Here is a 16,662-nt window from a genome sequence, read left to right on the forward strand (position 1 = left end):
TTTTCCACGGCAATGGTTGGCGCTGCGGCCCGCAGCCGGCCACAATAGGGGTTTCCCCATTCTGTTGCCGGAGTTCCCCGTATGGCCGAAATCAAGGAAGCACTTGTCCCCGATATCGGTGACTACAGCGACGTCCCGGTAATCGAGGTGCTGGTGTCGGTCGGCGATACGGTCAGCAAGGACCAGAGCCTGGTCACGCTGGAATCGGACAAGGCCACCATGGAAGTGCCTTCGTCGGTGTCCGGCGTGGTCAAGGAGATCAAGGTCAAGGTTGGCGATTCGCTCTCGCAGGGCGCGTTGGTGGCGTTGATCGAAGTGGCCGATGCCGGCGCCGATTCCGCCAAGCCCTCACCTGCTGCCGCGCCTGCCGCACCGGCCAAGGCCGCTCCGGCGGCTGCCCCGGCACCCGCTGCCAAGGCCGACGCTGCTGCGCCTGCCGCCGCCTCGGAAGGCGGCCTGATCGAAGCGCGCGTGCCCGACATCGGCGACTACACCGACATCCCGGTGATCGAAGTGCTGGTGGCCGTGGGCGACACCGTTGCCAAGGACCAGAGCCTGGTCACGCTGGAATCGGACAAGGCCACGATGGAAGTACCGTCCTCGGCCGCTGGCGTCGTCAAGGAGCTCAAGGTCAAGGTCGGCGACACCCTGTCGCAGGGCAATGTAGTGGCGATCATCGCCGCCAGCGATGGCGGCGCCGGTGCGGCGCAGTCCCCGGCCAAGCCCACCACCGACGCCGCCGAGACCGCGGGCAAGGTCGAGCCGGTCGCTGTGTCGGCCGAGCCGGACAAGCTGGCCCAGCGCGAGATTGCGCAGGTGCAGGGTGCGCGCTCCGGTGCGGGTGCGCAGGCAGCGCAGGGTGGCCAGCCGTCGGCCGGCAACCCGAGCAGCCCGCCGGTAACCTTCGACGCCGACAGCGTGCTGCCGTCCAAGGTGCCGTATGCCAGCCCGGTGGTGCGCGTATTTGCGCGCGAACTCGGCGTGGACCTGGGCCAGATCAAGGGCAGCGAAAAGGGCGGCCGCATCACCCGTGAGGACGTGCAGCGCTTCGTCAAGGCCGCACTCAGCGGCGGCGCACCTGCTGCAGCCGGCGCTGCACCGGCCGGTGGCGGCAACGGCCTGAACCTGCTGGCCTGGCCGAAGGTGGACTTCAGCAAGTTCGGCGACACCGAAACCCAGCCGCTGTCGCGCATCAAGAAGATTTCCGGCGCCAACCTGGCGCGCAACTGGGCCATGATTCCGCACGTCACCCAGTTCGAATCGGCCGACATCACCGACCTGGAAGCGCTGCGCGTGGCGCTGAACAAGGAAAACGAGAAGGCCGGCATCAAGCTCACCATGCTTGCCTTCCTGGTCAAGGCCAGCGCCGCGGCGCTGAAGAAATTCCCCGAGTTCAACGCCTCGCTCGATGCGGCCGGTGAAAACCTCACGCTGAAGAAGTACATCAACATCGGTTTTGCCGCCGATACGCCGAACGGCCTGGTGGTGCCGGTGATCCGCGACGTGGACAAGAAGGGCGTGCTGCAGATCGCCCAGGAAAGCGGCGAGCTGGCCAAGAAGGCGCGCGACGGCAAGCTGGGCCCGGCCGACATGAGCGGCGGCTGCTTCTCGATCAGCTCGCTCGGCGGCATCGGCGGCACCGCGTTCACGCCCATCATCAATGCACCGGAAGTGGCGATCCTGGGCGTGTCCAAGTCGGCGATGCAGCCGGTCTGGAACGGCAAGGATTTCTCGCCCAAGCTGATGCTGCCGTTGTCGCTGAGCTACGACCACCGCGTCATCGACGGCGCGCTGGCGGCCCGCTTCACCACCTACCTCAGCCAGGTGCTGGCCGACATGCGACGCGTCCTGCTGTGAAGCCTGCGCTGCTGACGATCGCCCTGCTGGGTGTGCTGCCGTGGACATCCGCGGCGGCACGCCAGTGCGAGAGCACGCTTGGGCGCGGCTGGCCGCCGGCAGTGGGAAACTACGGCACCGCGGTGACCACGCTGCTCGATGGCGCCGGCAAGCCGGCCTTGTCGTTGCTGACCCTGCCCACACGTGGGGTGGAGAGCGGCGTGTCGCTGGTGCCGGGCAAGGATGGCGCCGACTGGACCCTGCGGCATAGCCGCGCCGACGAGCGCGTCTACAGCTGGGTCAGCCAGGCCGATCGCGGCAGTGTGCAGTTCCGTACCGAACAGACCCCGGAAGCGGTGGAAATTCCGATTCCGGCGGCGTTGGCACAACGCCTGGTCAGCAACTGGACCACCGCATTGACCCAGCTTGCACCGACCGGTCGCACCGCGCCGGTGAGCGAAGGCGAGGTGCTGTCGTTCCAGGTCGAGGGCGTGCGCTACAGCGGCACGCGCCCGAGCTGCGGTGCCGGCGAACTGCTGCTGCAACAGGCCGCGCTGCTGATCGAAGCCAGCGAAGGCAAGCAAAAGAAGCGCGACAAGCGCTGGACCCAAATCGAATCGTCGCTGGATGAACTCCAGCAGACGCTTGCCGGCACGGCCGGTTGAGCCATCAGGAGAAGCAAATGGCGGTCATTGAAATCAAGGTTCCCGACATCGGCGATTACAGCGATGTCCCCGTCATCGAAGTGCTGGTCGCCGTGGGCGACAGCGTGGCCAAGGACCAGGGCCTGGTAACGCTGGAGTCGGACAAGGCCACGCTGGAAGTGCCGTCCTCGGCTGCCGGTGTGGTCAAGGAACTCAAGGTCAAGGTGGGCGACACACTTTCCGAAGGCGCATTGGTGTTGCTGCTCGAGACCGAAGGCGAGGCCGCTGCGCCGGCGGCGCCTGCCAAGGCTGATACCAAGGCGACCCCGGCCGCTGCAGCGCCTGCCGCCGCCCCCGGCAGCAAGCCGCCGGTGACGCCGTCGCATCGCGCCCCGGCCGAACCGGCGCCGTCCAAGCCGGCACTGGCCAGCGGCAAGCCGGCCGACATCGAATGCAAGATGGTGGTACTCGGCGCCGGCCCCGGTGGCTACACGGCCGCGTTCCGCGCCGCCGACCTGGGCCTGGACACGGTGCTGATCGAGCGCTATGCCAGCCTCGGCGGCGTCTGCCTCAACGTGGGCTGCATCCCGTCCAAGGCATTGCTGCATGCGGCCGCGGTAATTGATGAAGTGGCGCATGCCGGCGATTTCGGCGTGGACTTCGGCCAGCCCAGGATCACCCTGGACAAGCTGCGCGAGTACAAGGAAAAAGTGGTCGGCAAGCTCACCGGCGGTCTGGCCAGCATGGCCAAGCAGCGCAAGGTGCGCACCGTCACCGGTGTGGCCAGCTTCGTCTCGCCCAACGAGCTGGAGATCGTCGGCGACGACGGCACCACCCAGCTGCTGCGTTTCGAGCACTGCATCATCGCGGCCGGCTCGCAGGCGGTGAAGCTGCCCAACTTCCCCTGGGACGACAAGCGCGTGATGGACTCCACCGACGCGCTGGAGCTGCACGACATTCCCAAGACCCTGCTGGTGGTCGGTGGCGGCATCATCGGCCTGGAAATGGCCACGGTGTACAGCGCGCTCGGCAGCAAGGTCACCGTGGTCGAGTTCATGGACCAGCTGATGCCCGGCGCCGACAAGGACCTGGTCAAGCCGCTGGCCGATCGCCTGAAGAAGCAGGGCGTGGAGGTCCATCTCAAGACCAAGGCCACCGACGTCACCGCCGACGCCAGCGGCATCACGGTGTCGTTTGAAGCCGCGAACGAAGGCGAAAAGCCGGGTCTGCAGGCCACCGCCTACGATCGCGTGCTGGTCGCTGTAGGCCGCACGCCCAACGGCAAGAAGATCGGCGCCGACAAGGCCGGCGTCACCGTCACCGAGCGCGGCTTCATCCCGGCCGATCGGCAGATGCGTACCAACGTGCCGCATATCTTCGCCATCGGCGACATCGTCGGTAACCCGATGCTGGCGCATAAGGCCACCCACGAAGGCAAGCTGGCCGCCGAAGTGGCTGCCGGCGAGGGCGTTCCTGGCAAAGGCCGGGAATGGGTGGCGCGGGTGATTCCGTCGGTCGCCTACACCAACCCGGAAATCGCCTGGGTCGGCGTCACCGAAACCGAAGCCAAGGCCAAGGGCCTGAAGGTTGGCGTGGCCAAGTTCCCGTGGGCTGCCAGTGGCCGCGCAATCGGCATTGGCCGCACCGAAGGCTTCACCAAGCTGATCTTCGACGAAGAAACGCATCGCGTGATCGGTGGCGCCATCGTCGGCGTGCATGCCGGTGATCTGCTGGCCGAGATCGGCCTGGCCATCGAGATGGGCGCCGAAGCCGAAGACATCGGCCACACCATCCACGCGCATCCGACCCTGAGCGAATCGGTCGGCATGGCGGCCGAGGTCTACGACGGCACCATCACCGACCTGTATATCCCGAAGAAGAAGTAAGCGCCGTTCCGCACGGCCGTGCCGCTACGTGTGGTGCGGTCGCCGCGGTGGCGAGTCGACGCATGGAGCTCGTCATGGGGCTGGGCAATCTGTGTCCTGAACTGCAGGCGCTGCTGCAGCGCGAACTGGCCTGTGACAACCGTATCGCCGAGCCGCCGCAGCGAACCGACTGGCCACATCCGGGCTCGGTGTTCGTCTCGCTGAAGCGCGACTTGCGCAGCGACGTGGCGTCGCTGCCGGCAACGGTGCAGCATGCAATCTGCACCGATCCGCACTACGGTTGGCACGACGAGTGCTACTGCAACACGCACCAGCATCTGTTGGTCGCGGGTGCGACCAAGCCGCCCTGAGCTGTGTCCGCTGCTGCCATGGGCTGCAGCCGCGTCGGCTACTTGCCATGCATCCGTAAAACGACAGAACCCCGCATCGCTGCGGGGTTCTGCATAAGGCTGCTTTTTCGGGTCACGGGTCCCGGAAGAATCAGAACGCTAACGTCACGCCTGCCACCGGGCCCTTGAACTCCTGCTTCAGGCCGATCAGGCCATCGCTGCCGCGCTGGTCGACGTCGAGCTTGAACCAGTCGTAGCCGGCGAACAAGCCGAAGTTCTTGGTCAAGCGGTATTCGGCAATTGCGTTGGCACGGCTCAGGTCGCCGTCGTAATCGTCGAAGTTGCCCCAGCTGGTATTGAGGTACTGGCCCTGCACGTTGAACAGCCAATGCTCACTCGGACGTGCGGTGAAGCGGATACCGACCACCGGCGCCACGCCGTCGGCCTTCTCGTCCAGCACGTCGCCACTGAACACACTGCCCAGGTCGGCATACGCATTGGCTTCGACCTTGGCGTACTCGGCACCGATCTGCAGGCCCAGGCTGAATTCCGGCGAATCGATCACCGAGTAGTCGTACACCAGGGTGGCAACCTGGTACTTCAGCTCACCCTTGATGAAGCTGCCGGTCGGCACGGTCACGCCGCCGCCGCTCAGATCCTGGGTCAGGGTCTCACGGCGATCCTTGTCGTACTTGAAGTAATCGAAGATCAGGCGCTGACGGGTGCTGATGCGAAACACGCCATCGATACGCGGCTCCCATTCCTTGCCGCCGAGCTTGAAGTCTTCATTGACCGAAACGTTGTTGCCGGCCACCAGCGTGTTGCCACGGATGGTGTTGTCGTTGTCGACGTTCATCGCGCCGAGACGGAGCTGGAAACGGTCATCGGTATCTTCGGCATGCGCGGGCGCGGCGTAGGCGGCAGCCAGGACGCACGGAATGGCCAGTGCGAGAAGGTGTTTCATGGGGAGCTCCGAATTCTCAAGAATGGTCAGGCAGTTCGGCCTGTGCGGCTCATGATCGATAAGATAGCGTCGTTCAAAAGTGAAGGAGCTGTCGAATGCCTGTGAAGGCCGGCATAGCAATCGGACAAAACGGTCCACTTTGCTGCTGCTCTAGTCCTTTGGTCGAATCATGCGCATTCAGGGCGCGCCAGACGAAGTGGCGAAACCTCCCGCAAGTCGCGAGGGCGGCGATTGGACCGCCGATGGGAAGGTCGCAGGGTGCGACAAAGTGCTTAAAAAGCAGGAGCCCCGGTCTCCCAGGGCTCCCAGACGCAGCCTGCGGCGGTACCTTTCGACGAGGATTTGCAGGCCTCGTACGCTATGACCGCCGGTTTGTGGCAAAGTTCCCTTCGCTGCGACAGCAGCGACGTGGTGCATTGCAACAAGTGATGGTCTCTGCCGGTTGTCTCGCAATTTGTCCCATTGCTATAATTCCGCGGCTCGACGAGGCGCAACTGCGCTTCCCACTCATTCACACGTAAGGTAACCGTAGTGCTGAACTCCGTTGACGCGGGTCGGCGGTTGATGCTGCGCGCTGCGGTATATCCGCTTGCCGCTGTAGCTATAACCAGTCTGGGGTTGCTGTTGGTCGGGCCCCGTTACTCTGCCGGTCTGGCACTGACCGGGTTTGCGACGGTGCTGGGTGGTTGGGTCGCGGCACGTACCGCCCTGGGGGGCGGTATCCAGGCAGCGGGCATCGCCATGGTGCGGCTGATCCTGGCGATGGTGTTGAAGTGGGTGTTGGTATTTGCGGCGTTGTCGTTGGGCTTTGCCCTGTGGCGGCTGCCTCCTCTGGCTCTGTTGGCGGGTATCGCCATCGGGTTGATTTTTCAGGTTCTGGCTCTGGCCAGGCGTTGATTCGAACTTAAAGGGCTCCAGACACATGGCGGGCGAGGCAGCAACCCCTACCTCCTACATCCAGCATCACTTGCAGAACCTGGTCGTTCCGGTTCGCGATGGTGGCGGTACGTTTTGGACCATTCACGTCGACACCCTGGTCATGGCCGTGTTGATGGGCCTGGTCATGGTGCTGGCGTTCTGGACCGCGACCCGCAATGCCACGGCCGGCGTGCCGGGCAAGTGGCAGGCATTCGTGGAAATCTGCCTGGAGTTCGTCGACCGCCAGGCCAAGGACACCTATCACGGCAGCAGCAAGCTGGTGACGCCGATCGCGATCACCATCTTCTTCTGGATCCTGTTGATGAACCTCATCAAGATGATCCCGGCCGACTTCATCGCCATTCCGCTGGGCTGGGCCGGTATCCACGCCTGGAAGCCGGTGCCGACCGCCGACGTCAACGCCACCTTGGGCATGTCGATCAGCGTGTTCTTCCTGATGATCGTGTTCTCGCTGCGCTCCAAGGGCGTGGGCGGCATGACCAAGGAATTCCTCACGGCGCCGTTCGGCAAGTGGATGATGCCGTTCAACCTGCTTCTGAACATCGTCGAGTGGCTGAGCAAGCCGATTTCGTTGGCGATGCGACTGTTCGGCAACATGTTCGGCGGCGAGATCGTCTTTCTGCTGATCTGGGTGCTGGGCGGTGCGGGCATCGCCGGCATGGTCGCTGGCGGCGTATTCGGCCTCGGCTGGATGCTGTTCCACCTGCTGGTGATTCCGCTGCAGGCCTTCATCTTCATGATGCTGTCGATCGTGTATCTGAGCCTGGCCGAAGACAGTCACTGAGTTTGCGTCACCCTTCATCTGCTTCATTCCGCTTCATCCATCACCCTTAGAAACTTTCGTTCGGAGATCACCATGTACCTCGCCGTCCTGACCAACCTCGCTCAAGTCCAGAGCTCCACCGTCCTCGCCGTCGGCATCATGATCGGCCTGGCCGCGCTGGGTGCCGGCCTCGGTCTGGCCATCATGGCTGGCAAGTTCCTGGAATCGGCCGCGCGCCAGCCGGAACTGATCCCGGTGCTGCAGGTCCGCATGTTCATCACCGCCGGCCTGATCGACGCCGCGTTCATCATCAGCGTCGCGGTCGGCCTGCTGTTCGCCTTCGCCAACCCGCTGGCCCAGGTGTTCATCGAGCGTCTGTCGCAGGCTGCCGGCTGATCCAGCGGTAGCAGGATGTGGATGCAGCCCCTGGCGGTTGCATCCGCGGATGAAGGCCGGAAAGCGTCGCCACTGCGGCGGCGCTTTCACCCCTAAACAGCGATTGAGCGACCCATGGATATCACTCTTACCATCTTTGCCCAGGCGTTGGCCTTCGCCGGTCTGATCTGGATCGTCGCGACCAAAATCTGGCCGCCGCTGCTGCAGGCGATCGAAGAGCGTCAGCAAAAGATCGCTGAAGGTCTGGCTGCCGCCGATCGCAGTCAGAAGGATCTGGCGCAGGCGCAGGAAAAGGTCAACGAAGCATTGAAAGACGCACGCACCAAGGCCAACGAGATCATCGACCAGGCCCATGCGCGCGCCAACCAGATCATCGAAGCGGCCAAGCACGAGGCGATTGCCGAAGCCAACCGTCAGAAGGATCTGGCCCAGACCGAAATCGACGCATCTGCCACCCGTGCACGTGAAGAACTGCGCAAGCAGGTCTCGGTGCTGGCGGTCAGTGGCGCCGAAAAGCTGCTCAAGCGCGAAATCGATGCCAACGCCCACAAGGCGCTGCTCGACGAGCTGGCGGCGGAGATTTAAGCGATGAGCCAGGCCCTCACACTTGCCCGTCCGTACGGCCGCGCCGCGTTTGCGATCGCGCGTGAGGGCGGTAGCTTCGCGCCCTGGTCCGATGCGCTGGCGTTTTCGGCGCAGGTGGCCGGCGACCCGCGCGTGGCCGCATTGCTGCTCAACCCGGCCTTGCGCCAGGAACAGGCGGTGACGTTGCTGGCGCCGCCGCAGGCAGGCGAGGACTACCTGCGTTTCCTCGGCGTGCTTGCCGGTGCGCAGCGGCTGTCGCTGCTGCCGGAAGTTGCAGGCCTGTACGAACAACTGCGCGCCGATGCCGAACACGTCGTCAAGGCGACGGTGACCTCGGCCGCTGCAATGAGCCAGACCGAACTGGACACGATCGCTGCTGCGCTGAAGAAGCGCTTCGGCCGCGAAGTGGACATCACCACGGCAGTCGATGCGTCGCTGATCGGCGGCGCGGTGATCGACACCGGCGACGTGGTCATCGACGGCTCGCTGAAGGGCAAGCTCGCGCGTCTGCAAAGCTCGCTCGCCCACTGAATTCACATAAACGCATGGCCCTCGCGGCCGGCACCTAGGACTGAACGATGGCAACCACGCTCAACCCCTCCGAAATCAGCGACCTGATCAAGACCCGCATCGAAGCGGTCAAGCTGTCCGCAGAGTCGCGCAACGAAGGCTCCGTGACCAGCGTGTCCGACGGCATCGTGCGCATCTTCGGCCTGGCCGACGTGATGCAGGGCGAAATGATCGAACTGCCGAACAACACGTTCGCGCTTGCACTGAACCTGGAGCGCGATTCGGTCGGCGCCGTGGTGCTGGGCGATTACGAAAACCTGCGCGAAGGCGACGTGGCCAAGACCACCGGCCGCATCCTGGAAGTGCCGGTGGGTCCGGAGCTGCTGGGTCGCGTGGTCAACGCACTGGGCGAGCCGATCGACGGCAAGGGCCCGCTGGGCGCCACCCAGACCGCACCCGTGGAGCGCGTTGCGCCCGGCGTGATCTGGCGCAAGTCGGTCGACCAGCCGGTGCAGACCGGTTACAAGTCGGTCGATGCGATGATCCCGATCGGCCGTGGCCAGCGCGAGCTGGTCATCGGCGACCGTCAGACCGGCAAGACCGCGCTGGCGATCGATGCGGTGATCAACCAGAAGGGCACCGGCATCAAGTGCGTGTACGTGGCGATCGGCCAGAAGGCCTCGACCGTTGCCAACATCGTGCGCAAGCTCGAAGAAAACGGCGCGCTGGCGCACACCGTGGTGGTGGCTGCGACCGCGTCCGAATCGGCCGCGATGCAGTACATCAGCCCGTATGCCGGCTGCACCATGGGCGAGTACTTCATGGACCGCGGCGAAGACGCCCTGATCGTGTACGACGATCTGTCCAAGCAGGCCGTGGCCTATCGCCAGATCTCGCTGCTGCTCAAGCGCCCGCCGGGCCGCGAGGCCTATCCGGGCGACGTGTTCTATCTGCACTCCCGCCTGCTCGAGCGCGCTGCACGCGTGTCCGAGGAATACGTGGAAAAGTTCACCAACGGTGCGGTGACCGGCAAGACCGGCTCGCTGACCGCGCTGCCGATCATCGAAACGCAGGCCGGCGACGTCTCTGCCTTCGTGCCGACCAATGTGATCTCGATCACCGACGGCCAGATCTTCCTGGAAACCGACCTGTTCAATGCCGGTATCCGTCCGGCCGTGAACGCCGGTATCTCGGTGTCGCGCGTCGGTGGTGCAGCCCAGACCAAGATCATCAAGAAGCTGTCCGGCGGCATCCGTATCTCGCTGGCGCAGTACCGTGAGCTGGCCGCGTTCGCGCAGTTCGCCTCGGACCTGGACGAAGCCACCCGCAAGCAGCTCGAGCGCGGCCAGCGCGTCACCGAGCTGATGAAGCAGAAGCAGTACGCGCCGATGTCCATCGCCAACCAGGCGCTGTCGATCTACGCCGTCAACGAGGGTTACCTCGATGACGTGCCGGTCAACAAGCTGCTGGCGTTCGAAGAAGGCCTGCACGCCCACTTCGCCAACACCCAGGGTGAGTTGGTCAGCAAGATCAACAGCACCGGCAGTTGGGACAACGACATCGAAGCCAGCTTCAAGAAGGGCATCGAAGAGTTCAAGACCACGGGTAGCTGGTAAGAGCCGGGACCCGGGACCGGGGACCGGGGACCCGCGCAAGCGGAGTCCTCAGGTCCACCGACCCAGGTGCCAGGAAACAACAACGACGCGTGATTGCGGTGCCCTTCCGGGTCCCGGGTCCCGGGTCCCGAGTCCCGAGAAGAGATAATGGCAGGCGGACGCGAAATCAAAACCAAGATCAAGAGCGTGCAGAACACCCGCAAGGTGACGCGCGCGCTCGAAATGGTCTCGGCCTCCAAGATCCGCAAGGCGCAAGAGCGCATGAAGACCTCGCGTCCGTATGCGCAGGCCATGAAGCAGGTGATCGGGCATCTGGCACAGGCCAGCACCGATTTCCAGCATCCGTTCCTGGTCGAGCGTGAGCAGGTCAAGCGGGTCGGTTACATCGTGATCTCTTCCGACCGCGGCCTGGCCGGCGGCCTGAACAACAACCTGTTCCGCAAGATGCTGGGCGAAGTGCGCCCGTGGCAGGACACCGGCGCCGAGATCGACGTGGTGACCATCGGGCAGAAGGCCTCGGCGTTCTTCCGTCGCATCAAGGTCAACATGGTCGGCAGCGTGACCCACCTGGGCGACAGCCCGCAGGTGGAACAGCTGATCGGCGTGATCAAGGTGATGATCGATGCCTTCATCGAGGGCAAGGTGGACCGTGTGTATCTGGTCTACAACCGCTTCGTGAACACGATGACGCAGAAGGCCAGCTTCGACCAACTGCTGCCGCTGCCGGCCGCCGAGCACAAGGTGGCCCACCACGATTGGGACTACCTGTACGAACCCGATGCCGCGACCGTGCTGGAGCATGTGATGACGCGTTACATCGAGTCGCTGGTGTACCAGGCCGTGCTGGAAAACGTGGCCTCCGAACATGCCGCGCGCATGGTGGCGATGAAGGCCGCCAGCGACAACGCCAACAAGATGATCGGCACCCTGCAACTGGTCTATAACAAGGCACGTCAGGCGGCGATCACCCAGGAAATTTCGGAAATCGTCAGCGGCGCGGCCGCCGTCTAAGTACCGCCGGGATTGGGGATTCGGGATTGGTTGGAGCGCAGCGAATCGCGCCCTTGCGAATCCCCAATCACGAATCCCAAATCACAAAATTCCACGAGATGGCATCGGCCACTCGGACAGAACAAAGCTAACCGGAGCAGCAAAATGAGTCAGGGCAAGATCGTTCAGATCATCGGCGCGGTCGTCGACGTCGAATTCCAGCGCCATGAAGTGCCGAAGGTCTATCACGCGTTGAAGGTCGAAGGCACCGAAATCACCCTGGAAGTGCAGCAGCAGCTCGGCGATGGCGTGGTGCGCACGATTGCGCTCGGCTCCACCGACGGCCTGAAGCGCAACCTGCTGGCCACCAACACCGAGCGCGCGATTTCGGTGCCGGTCGGCGCCGGGACGCTGGGCCGCATCATGGACGTGCTGGGTCGCCCGATCGACGAAGCCGGCGACGTGCAGGCATCGGACCATTGGGAAATCCACCGCGCCGCGCCGTCGTATGAAGACCAGTCCTCCAGCACCGAACTGCTGGAAACCGGCATCAAGGTCATCGACCTGATGTGCCCGTTCGCCAAGGGCGGCAAGGTGGGCCTGTTCGGCGGCGCCGGCGTCGGCAAGACCGTCAACATGATGGAACTGATCAACAACATCGCCAAGGCGCACAGCGGCTTGTCCGTGTTTGCCGGCGTGGGCGAGCGTACCCGTGAGGGCAACGACTTCTACCACGAGATGAAAGACTCCAACGTGCTGGACAAGGTCGCGATGGTGTACGGCCAGATGAACGAGCCGCCGGGCAACCGTCTGCGCGTCGCCCTGACCGGTCTGACCATGGCCGAGTATTTCCGCGACGAGAAGGACGAAAACGGCAAGGGCAAGGACGTGCTGCTGTTCGTGGACAACATCTACCGCTACACGCTGGCCGGTACCGAAGTGTCCGCGCTGCTCGGCCGTATGCCGTCGGCCGTGGGTTACCAGCCGACCCTGGCCGAAGAAATGGGCGTGCTGCAGGAGCGCATCACCTCGACCAAGAGCGGTTCGATCACCTCGATCCAGGCCGTGTACGTGCCTGCGGACGACCTGACCGACCCGTCGCCGGCGACCACCTTCGCCCACCTGGATTCGACCGTCACGCTGAGCCGTAACATCGCCTCGCTGGGTATCTACCCGGCCGTGGATCCGCTGGATTCCACCAGCCGCCAGATGGACCCGCTGGTGATCGGCCACGAGCATTACGACACCGCCCAGCGCGTGCAGCAGACCTTGCAGAAGTACAAGGAACTGAAGGACATCATCGCGATCCTGGGCATGGACGAGCTGAGCGAAGAAGACAAGCAGTCGGTGTCGCGCGCACGCAAGATCGAGCGCTTCTTCAGCCAGCCCTTCCACGTGGCCGAAGTGTTCACCGGCTCGCCGGGCAAGTACGTCTCGCTGAAGGACACCATCCGCGGCTTCAAGGCGATCTGCGACGGCGAATACGACCACCTGCCGGAGCAGGCGTTCTACATGGTCGGCAGCATCGAAGAAGCGGTCGAAAAAGCCAACAAGATGAGCGCCAAGGCGTAACAGCCGGGATTTGGCATTCGGGATTAGGTACGGCGGGTGAGCTGGGTGCGGGAACGAGGTGAGTGGTCACAGCGAAAGCTGCGGTTGCTAATCCCGAATCCCGAATCCCCAATCCCCGCCTCACAACGTGAGGCAGCATGAGCACTATCCGTTGCGACATCGTCAGCGCCGAGAAGGAAATCTTCCACGGTGAGGCGACGCTGGTCGTGGCCACCGGCGAGTTGGGCGAGCTGGGCATTGCGCCCAAGCACGCGCCGCTGATCACGCGCCTGAAGCCGGGCAAGGTGGTGGTGACCACCGCCAGCGGCGAACAGCTGGACTTCGCCATTTCCGGGGGCATCCTGGAAGTGCAGCCGCAGGTGGTGACCATCCTGGTCGACACCGCGGTGCGTGCGCAGGACATCGACGAGGCGGCCGTGCGCAAGGTCAAGGAAGAAGCCGAGCGGCTGCTGGCCAACCGTGGCGACACGGTGGACGTGGCCCAGGCACAGCGTCAGCTGGCCGAGGCGACGGTTCAGCTGCAGGCGCTGGAGCGCTTGCGTCGTAACCTCAAGCACTGAGCGATTGCCTGTCGATTGCGCAGCCTGTTGATGGGGCGCGCACCGCAAGCAGCTGCAAGATCACTTGCAGATAAAGAACGTCGAAACGCCGACCCTGTGTCGGCGTTTTCGTTTTTGGAGATTCGCCGGCGGCTCCGCGAATTGGCCGCAGCGCGCGGCAGGCACACTGCGTGGCTTGGCGCACATGCCCGGCGGTGGGGCGTGGCAAGCTTGCCCAGGCACGTTGAGGAACACGGTATGACCCGTTCGATCGATGGCATTCGCGCTTACATGGTGACCGGCCTGCTGGCCGCCGCGCTGCTGGGCTGTGCACTTCCGGCACGTAGCCAGCCGCCGCTGGAGCGGTTACTGGATCGCATCGTGCAGCGCAACGCCATTGGCGATGCGGTTGCGTTGAGCAAGTGGGACAGCGGCAAGCCGGTGCTGGATCAGGCGCGCGAGGCGGCGGTGCTGCAAAGCGTGCGCGACCAGGCGCCGGCGCGTGGGCTGGATGCCGACGATGCGGCGCGTTTTTTTGGTGCGCAGATCGAAGCCAACAAATCGGTGCAGTACGCGTTGCTGCACCACTGGCACGAACGCGGGCGCGCGCCAGACACCGCCCGTCCGGATCTCACCGCGCTGCGCACACGCCTGGATCAACTGCAGGGCGAACTGCTCGATGCGCTGGCCGAGGTTGCGTCAGCGCGCAGCGCGCCCGACTGCCCGGCCAGTACCGCGCGTGCAGCGGCGCATTACGCCACGCAATGGCAGCTGGACGCGTTGCATCGCGCGGCGCTGCTACGCAGCCTGGGCGACTTTTGCCACTGATCTGCTGCAGTGGGTGTGGTCTGCGATGCCCCGCTCGCTGTCGTGAGCTAGAGCGCGGCTGACCAACCGTAGCGAGCGCTTGCCTGGTGGTGAGTGCGGCGGTGCTGTCGGCCGCGTCTTGGTGGACGTCGTCAGGCGTCCAGGTCGAACACTGAGTGTGTGAGGGATCGCGGCCTGCGCATGCCTTGCTCAGCGATACACCACATGCCGGCCGAGGAAGAACGACACCAACGCCAGCCCGCCTTCGACCAGTGGTTTCGCCAGCCAGGCCTGACGCAGGCCGAGCAGATCCACCGTGGTCGACAGCAGCCAGGTGCTGATCAGCGTGAGCGCCAGCCACATCAGCGCAAAGCGGCGGAAGCGTTGCCAGCCCAGCCGCGCATCGCCTTGCTGGGCGAAGGTGTAGCGGCCATTGAGCCAGAAGCCGAGCATGGCGCCGCTGATGCGTCCAAGCAGATTGGCGGGCACCGCAGGCATGCCTGCGGCAGTGGCGGCAATGAAGATGCCGCAATCCACGGCCAGCTGCAGGGCGCCAATCATCATGAACTGGCTGCCTTGGCGGAACAGACTCATGGGTGTGTGAGCGAAGAAGGGGCGCCCATCCTAGCCGCACTGAGCGCAGCCAACCAAACAACCGCGTTCGCTGCCAGGCAGGTGCGGCCGGTGATCGGTGCGGCATGTACCACGCGCACACGCCGGTGATGAGCACGCCGTCCACGCCCGCCTGAACACTGCTCGCCAGGTGTTGTCAGCCGCAGTGACGCGCAAACGCTGCCGTCGCAGACGAACGCTGCATCAGGGCAACGACGCGACGGAGGCGCAGCGACTAGAATTTAGCCATCTATCCGTCTGGAATCTCTTGATGACCCTGCCCCTGCACGTTGTGATCCTGGCCGCGGGCGAGGGCAAGCGCATGCGCTCGTCCCTGCCCAAGGTGCTGCAACCGCTGGCGGGCCAGCCGATGCTGGCGCATGTGATCGCCACGGCGCGTCAGCTGCAGCCGGCAGCGATCCATATCGTGTACGGGCATGGCGGCGATCAGGTGCAGGCAGCATTCGCCGGTCAAGGCGATCTGCAGTGGGCCGAGCAGCGCGACCAGCTGGGCACCGGGCATGCGGTGCAGCAGGCGATGCCTGCGATTCCCGACGCGGCGACGGTGCTGGTGTTGTATGGCGATGTTCCGCTGATCCGCAGCGAGAGCTTGCTGCAGTTGCTGCATGCACCGGGCCGGATGGCGGTGCTGGTGGCCGAACTGGCCAACCCCAGCGGCTACGGGCGGATCCTGCGCGATGCCGAAGGCAAGGTTGCCGCCATCGTCGAACAGAAGGACGCCAACGACGAACAGCGCCGTGTTCGCACCATCAATACCGGCATCCTCACCGCCGAATCGACCGCGCTGCGCCGCTGGCTGGCTGGCCTGTCCAACAACAATGCGCAGGGCGAGTTCTATCTGACCGATGTATTTGCCAGCGCCGCCGCCGATTTCACTCCGGCCGACATGGTGCACGTGGCCGACCCGCAGGACGTGGAAGGTGCCAACGACCCGTGGCAACTCGCCCAGCTCGAACGTGCTTGGCAGCTGCGCGCTGCGCGTGCGCTGTGCCTGCAGGGCGTGCGCATGGCTGACCCGGCGCGGGTGGAGCAGCGCGGCAGCGTGCAGGTGGGACGCGATGTGCAGCTGGATATCGATGTGATTCTGGAAGGCGATGTGACGCTGGGCGACGGCGTGGTGATCGGCCCGTTCGTACGGCTGCGCGATGTGACCCTGGGTGCCGGCACGCAGGTGCGCGCGCACTGCGATCTGGAAGGCGTGATCACCGAAGGCGCGGTGCAGATCGGCCCGTTCGCGCGCTTGCGCCCCGGCACCGTGTTGGCCGATGGCGTGCATATCGGCAACTTCGTGGAGACCAAGAAGGTCACGATGGGCGTGGGCAGCAAGGCCAACCACCTCACCTACCTGGGCGATGCGGTGATCGGCAGCAAGGTGAACATCGGCGCCGGCACCATCACCTGCAACTACGACGGGGTGAACAAGTCGCAGACCACCATTGGCGACGGCGCGTTCGTCGGCTCCAACAGCGCACTGGTGGCGCCGATCGCCGTCGGTGCCAAGGCCACCATCGGTGCGGGCTCGGTGATCACCCGCGATGCGCCGGCGGGCCAGCTCAGTGTGACGCGTGCGCGGCAGACGGTGATCGAAGGCTGGGAGCGGCCGACCAAAAAATAGGCCGCATCGCCGGCGGTGTGACCCGTCGGACGCGTGCG

At 64.6% G+C, this 16,662-nt stretch carries 17 protein-coding genes and 1 other RNA gene; 16 read left to right on the plus strand and 2 right to left on the minus strand.

Annotation, left to right across the window (positions count from 1 at the left end; translation table 11 throughout):
* The first annotated feature begins 81 nt into the window (after positions 1–81).
* The 4 genes from A7D16_RS20400 to A7D16_RS20415 all read left to right on the plus strand — a co-directional run bounded on the left by A7D16_RS20400 (position 82) and on the right by A7D16_RS20415 (position 4,716).
* On the plus strand, positions 82–1,857 hold the full coding sequence (locus A7D16_RS20400; protein ID WP_064635064.1) for a dihydrolipoyllysine-residue acetyltransferase: 1,776 nt from the start codon (positions 82–84) through the stop codon (positions 1,855–1,857).
* Positions 1,854–2,501, plus strand: coding sequence for a hypothetical protein (locus tag A7D16_RS20405; RefSeq protein ID WP_064635066.1), 648 nt, complete (start codon positions 1,854–1,856; stop codon positions 2,499–2,501). The genes A7D16_RS20400 and A7D16_RS20405 overlap by 4 nt, the downstream gene beginning before the upstream one ends.
* Before the next feature lie 17 nt (positions 2,502–2,518).
* On the plus strand, positions 2,519–4,366 hold the full coding sequence (gene lpdA, locus A7D16_RS20410; protein WP_064635068.1) for a dihydrolipoyl dehydrogenase: 1,848 nt from the start codon (positions 2,519–2,521) through the stop codon (positions 4,364–4,366).
* A 62-nt stretch (positions 4,367–4,428) separates the two neighbouring features.
* A complete protein-coding gene (locus A7D16_RS20415) occupies positions 4,429–4,716 on the plus strand; it encodes a hypothetical protein (protein WP_064635070.1) in 288 nt (95 codons plus the stop codon).
* A 130-nt stretch (positions 4,717–4,846) separates the two neighbouring features.
* Here the strand turns inward: A7D16_RS20415 and A7D16_RS20420 are convergent, their stop codons facing one another.
* Complete coding sequence (locus A7D16_RS20420; RefSeq protein ID WP_064635071.1) at positions 4,847–5,659, minus strand: hypothetical protein; 813 nt, start codon at positions 5,657–5,659, stop codon at positions 4,847–4,849.
* Between the two features lie 531 nt (positions 5,660–6,190).
* Between A7D16_RS20420 and A7D16_RS20425 the strand changes: the two genes are divergently transcribed.
* The 10 genes from A7D16_RS20425 to A7D16_RS20470 all read left to right on the plus strand — a co-directional run bounded on the left by A7D16_RS20425 (position 6,191) and on the right by A7D16_RS20470 (position 14,397).
* On the plus strand, positions 6,191–6,556 hold the full coding sequence (locus A7D16_RS20425) for a hypothetical protein (protein ID WP_095522480.1): 366 nt from the start codon (positions 6,191–6,193) through the stop codon (positions 6,554–6,556).
* Between the two features lie 25 nt (positions 6,557–6,581).
* Positions 6,582–7,382: a F0F1 ATP synthase subunit A gene (gene atpB, locus A7D16_RS20430; protein ID WP_064635073.1), complete on the plus strand. Its 801-nt coding sequence runs from the start codon at positions 6,582–6,584 to the stop codon at positions 7,380–7,382.
* Positions 7,383–7,454: 72 nt separating this feature from the next.
* Positions 7,455–7,757, plus strand: coding sequence for a F0F1 ATP synthase subunit C (atpE, locus tag A7D16_RS20435; protein ID WP_002814105.1), 303 nt, complete (start codon positions 7,455–7,457; stop codon positions 7,755–7,757).
* A 114-nt stretch (positions 7,758–7,871) separates the two neighbouring features.
* Positions 7,872–8,342 (plus strand): F0F1 ATP synthase subunit B, encoded by a 471-nt coding sequence (locus tag A7D16_RS20440; RefSeq protein ID WP_016901014.1) that lies wholly within the window; start codon positions 7,872–7,874, stop codon positions 8,340–8,342.
* Between the two features lie 3 nt (positions 8,343–8,345).
* Complete coding sequence (locus A7D16_RS20445; RefSeq protein ID WP_064635075.1) at positions 8,346–8,873, plus strand: F0F1 ATP synthase subunit delta; 528 nt, start codon at positions 8,346–8,348, stop codon at positions 8,871–8,873.
* 47 nt (positions 8,874–8,920) lie between these two features.
* Entirely contained in the window at positions 8,921–10,468 is a 1,548-nt protein-coding gene (gene atpA / locus A7D16_RS20450; RefSeq protein WP_064635077.1) for a F0F1 ATP synthase subunit alpha, read from the plus strand.
* A 147-nt stretch (positions 10,469–10,615) separates the two neighbouring features.
* Positions 10,616–11,479 carry a F0F1 ATP synthase subunit gamma gene (gene atpG, locus A7D16_RS20455; RefSeq protein ID WP_008571039.1) on the plus strand — a complete coding sequence of 288 codons (864 nt, stop codon included), beginning with the start codon at positions 10,616–10,618 and terminating at the stop codon, positions 11,477–11,479.
* 144 nt (positions 11,480–11,623) lie between these two features.
* A complete protein-coding gene (atpD, locus tag A7D16_RS20460; protein ID WP_006450427.1) occupies positions 11,624–13,030 on the plus strand; it encodes a F0F1 ATP synthase subunit beta in 1,407 nt (468 codons plus the stop codon).
* Positions 13,031–13,167: 137 nt separating this feature from the next.
* Complete coding sequence (locus A7D16_RS20465; RefSeq protein ID WP_064635079.1) at positions 13,168–13,590, plus strand: F0F1 ATP synthase subunit epsilon; 423 nt, start codon at positions 13,168–13,170, stop codon at positions 13,588–13,590.
* Between the two features lie 237 nt (positions 13,591–13,827).
* On the plus strand, positions 13,828–14,397 hold the full coding sequence (locus A7D16_RS20470; protein WP_064635081.1) for a chorismate mutase: 570 nt from the start codon (positions 13,828–13,830) through the stop codon (positions 14,395–14,397).
* 189 nt (positions 14,398–14,586) lie between these two features.
* On the opposite strand, the gene A7D16_RS20475 is transcribed toward A7D16_RS20470, so the two are convergent.
* Positions 14,587–14,970, minus strand: coding sequence for a GtrA family protein (locus A7D16_RS20475; protein ID WP_064635083.1), 384 nt, complete (start codon positions 14,968–14,970; stop codon positions 14,587–14,589).
* A gap of 104 nt (positions 14,971–15,074) precedes the next feature.
* Between A7D16_RS20475 and A7D16_RS20480 the strand changes: the two genes are divergently transcribed.
* Both A7D16_RS20480 and glmU read left to right on the plus strand, forming a co-directional pair.
* Positions 15,075–15,151, plus strand: a non-coding RNA gene (locus A7D16_RS20480) — sX9 sRNA.
* 108 nt (positions 15,152–15,259) lie between these two features.
* Positions 15,260–16,624: a bifunctional UDP-N-acetylglucosamine diphosphorylase/glucosamine-1-phosphate N-acetyltransferase GlmU gene (gene glmU, locus A7D16_RS20485; protein ID WP_064635085.1), complete on the plus strand. Its 1,365-nt coding sequence runs from the start codon at positions 15,260–15,262 to the stop codon at positions 16,622–16,624.
* The last annotated feature ends 38 nt before the right edge of the window (positions 16,625–16,662 follow it).

Origin of the sequence: Xanthomonas nasturtii, from assembly GCF_001660815.1 — a bacterium.
In the GTDB taxonomy this organism is placed as follows: Bacteria; Pseudomonadota; Gammaproteobacteria; order Xanthomonadales; family Xanthomonadaceae; genus Xanthomonas; species Xanthomonas nasturtii.

Excerpts from the sequence above, each read along its gene's own strand:
- A7D16_RS20465 (WP_064635079.1), top strand. The coding sequence starts at position 13,168 with ATGAGCACTATCCGTTGCGACATCGTCAGCGCCGAGAAGGAAATCTTC.
- atpD (WP_006450427.1), top strand. The coding sequence starts at position 11,624 with ATGAGTCAGGGCAAGATCGTTCAGATCATCGGCGCGGTCGTCGACGTC.
- A7D16_RS20440 (WP_016901014.1), top strand. The coding sequence starts at position 7,872 with ATGGATATCACTCTTACCATCTTTGCCCAGGCGTTGGCCTTCGCCGGT.
- glmU (WP_064635085.1), top strand. The coding sequence starts at position 15,260 with ATGACCCTGCCCCTGCACGTTGTGATCCTGGCCGCGGGCGAGGGCAAG.
- A7D16_RS20475 (WP_064635083.1), bottom strand. The coding sequence starts at position 14,970 with ATGAGTCTGTTCCGCCAAGGCAGCCAGTTCATGATGATTGGCGCCCTG.
- lpdA (WP_064635068.1), top strand. The coding sequence starts at position 2,519 with ATGGCGGTCATTGAAATCAAGGTTCCCGACATCGGCGATTACAGCGAT.
- A7D16_RS20470 (WP_064635081.1), top strand. The coding sequence starts at position 13,828 with ATGACCCGTTCGATCGATGGCATTCGCGCTTACATGGTGACCGGCCTG.
- A7D16_RS20420 (WP_064635071.1), bottom strand. The coding sequence starts at position 5,659 with ATGAAACACCTTCTCGCACTGGCCATTCCGTGCGTCCTGGCTGCCGCC.
- atpB (WP_064635073.1), top strand. The coding sequence starts at position 6,582 with ATGGCGGGCGAGGCAGCAACCCCTACCTCCTACATCCAGCATCACTTG.
- atpE (WP_002814105.1), top strand. The coding sequence starts at position 7,455 with ATGTACCTCGCCGTCCTGACCAACCTCGCTCAAGTCCAGAGCTCCACC.
- A7D16_RS20400 (WP_064635064.1), top strand. The coding sequence starts at position 82 with ATGGCCGAAATCAAGGAAGCACTTGTCCCCGATATCGGTGACTACAGC.
- atpG (WP_008571039.1), top strand. The coding sequence starts at position 10,616 with ATGGCAGGCGGACGCGAAATCAAAACCAAGATCAAGAGCGTGCAGAAC.
- atpA (WP_064635077.1), top strand. The coding sequence starts at position 8,921 with ATGGCAACCACGCTCAACCCCTCCGAAATCAGCGACCTGATCAAGACC.
- A7D16_RS20445 (WP_064635075.1), top strand. The coding sequence starts at position 8,346 with ATGAGCCAGGCCCTCACACTTGCCCGTCCGTACGGCCGCGCCGCGTTT.
- A7D16_RS20415 (WP_064635070.1), top strand. The coding sequence starts at position 4,429 with ATGGAGCTCGTCATGGGGCTGGGCAATCTGTGTCCTGAACTGCAGGCG.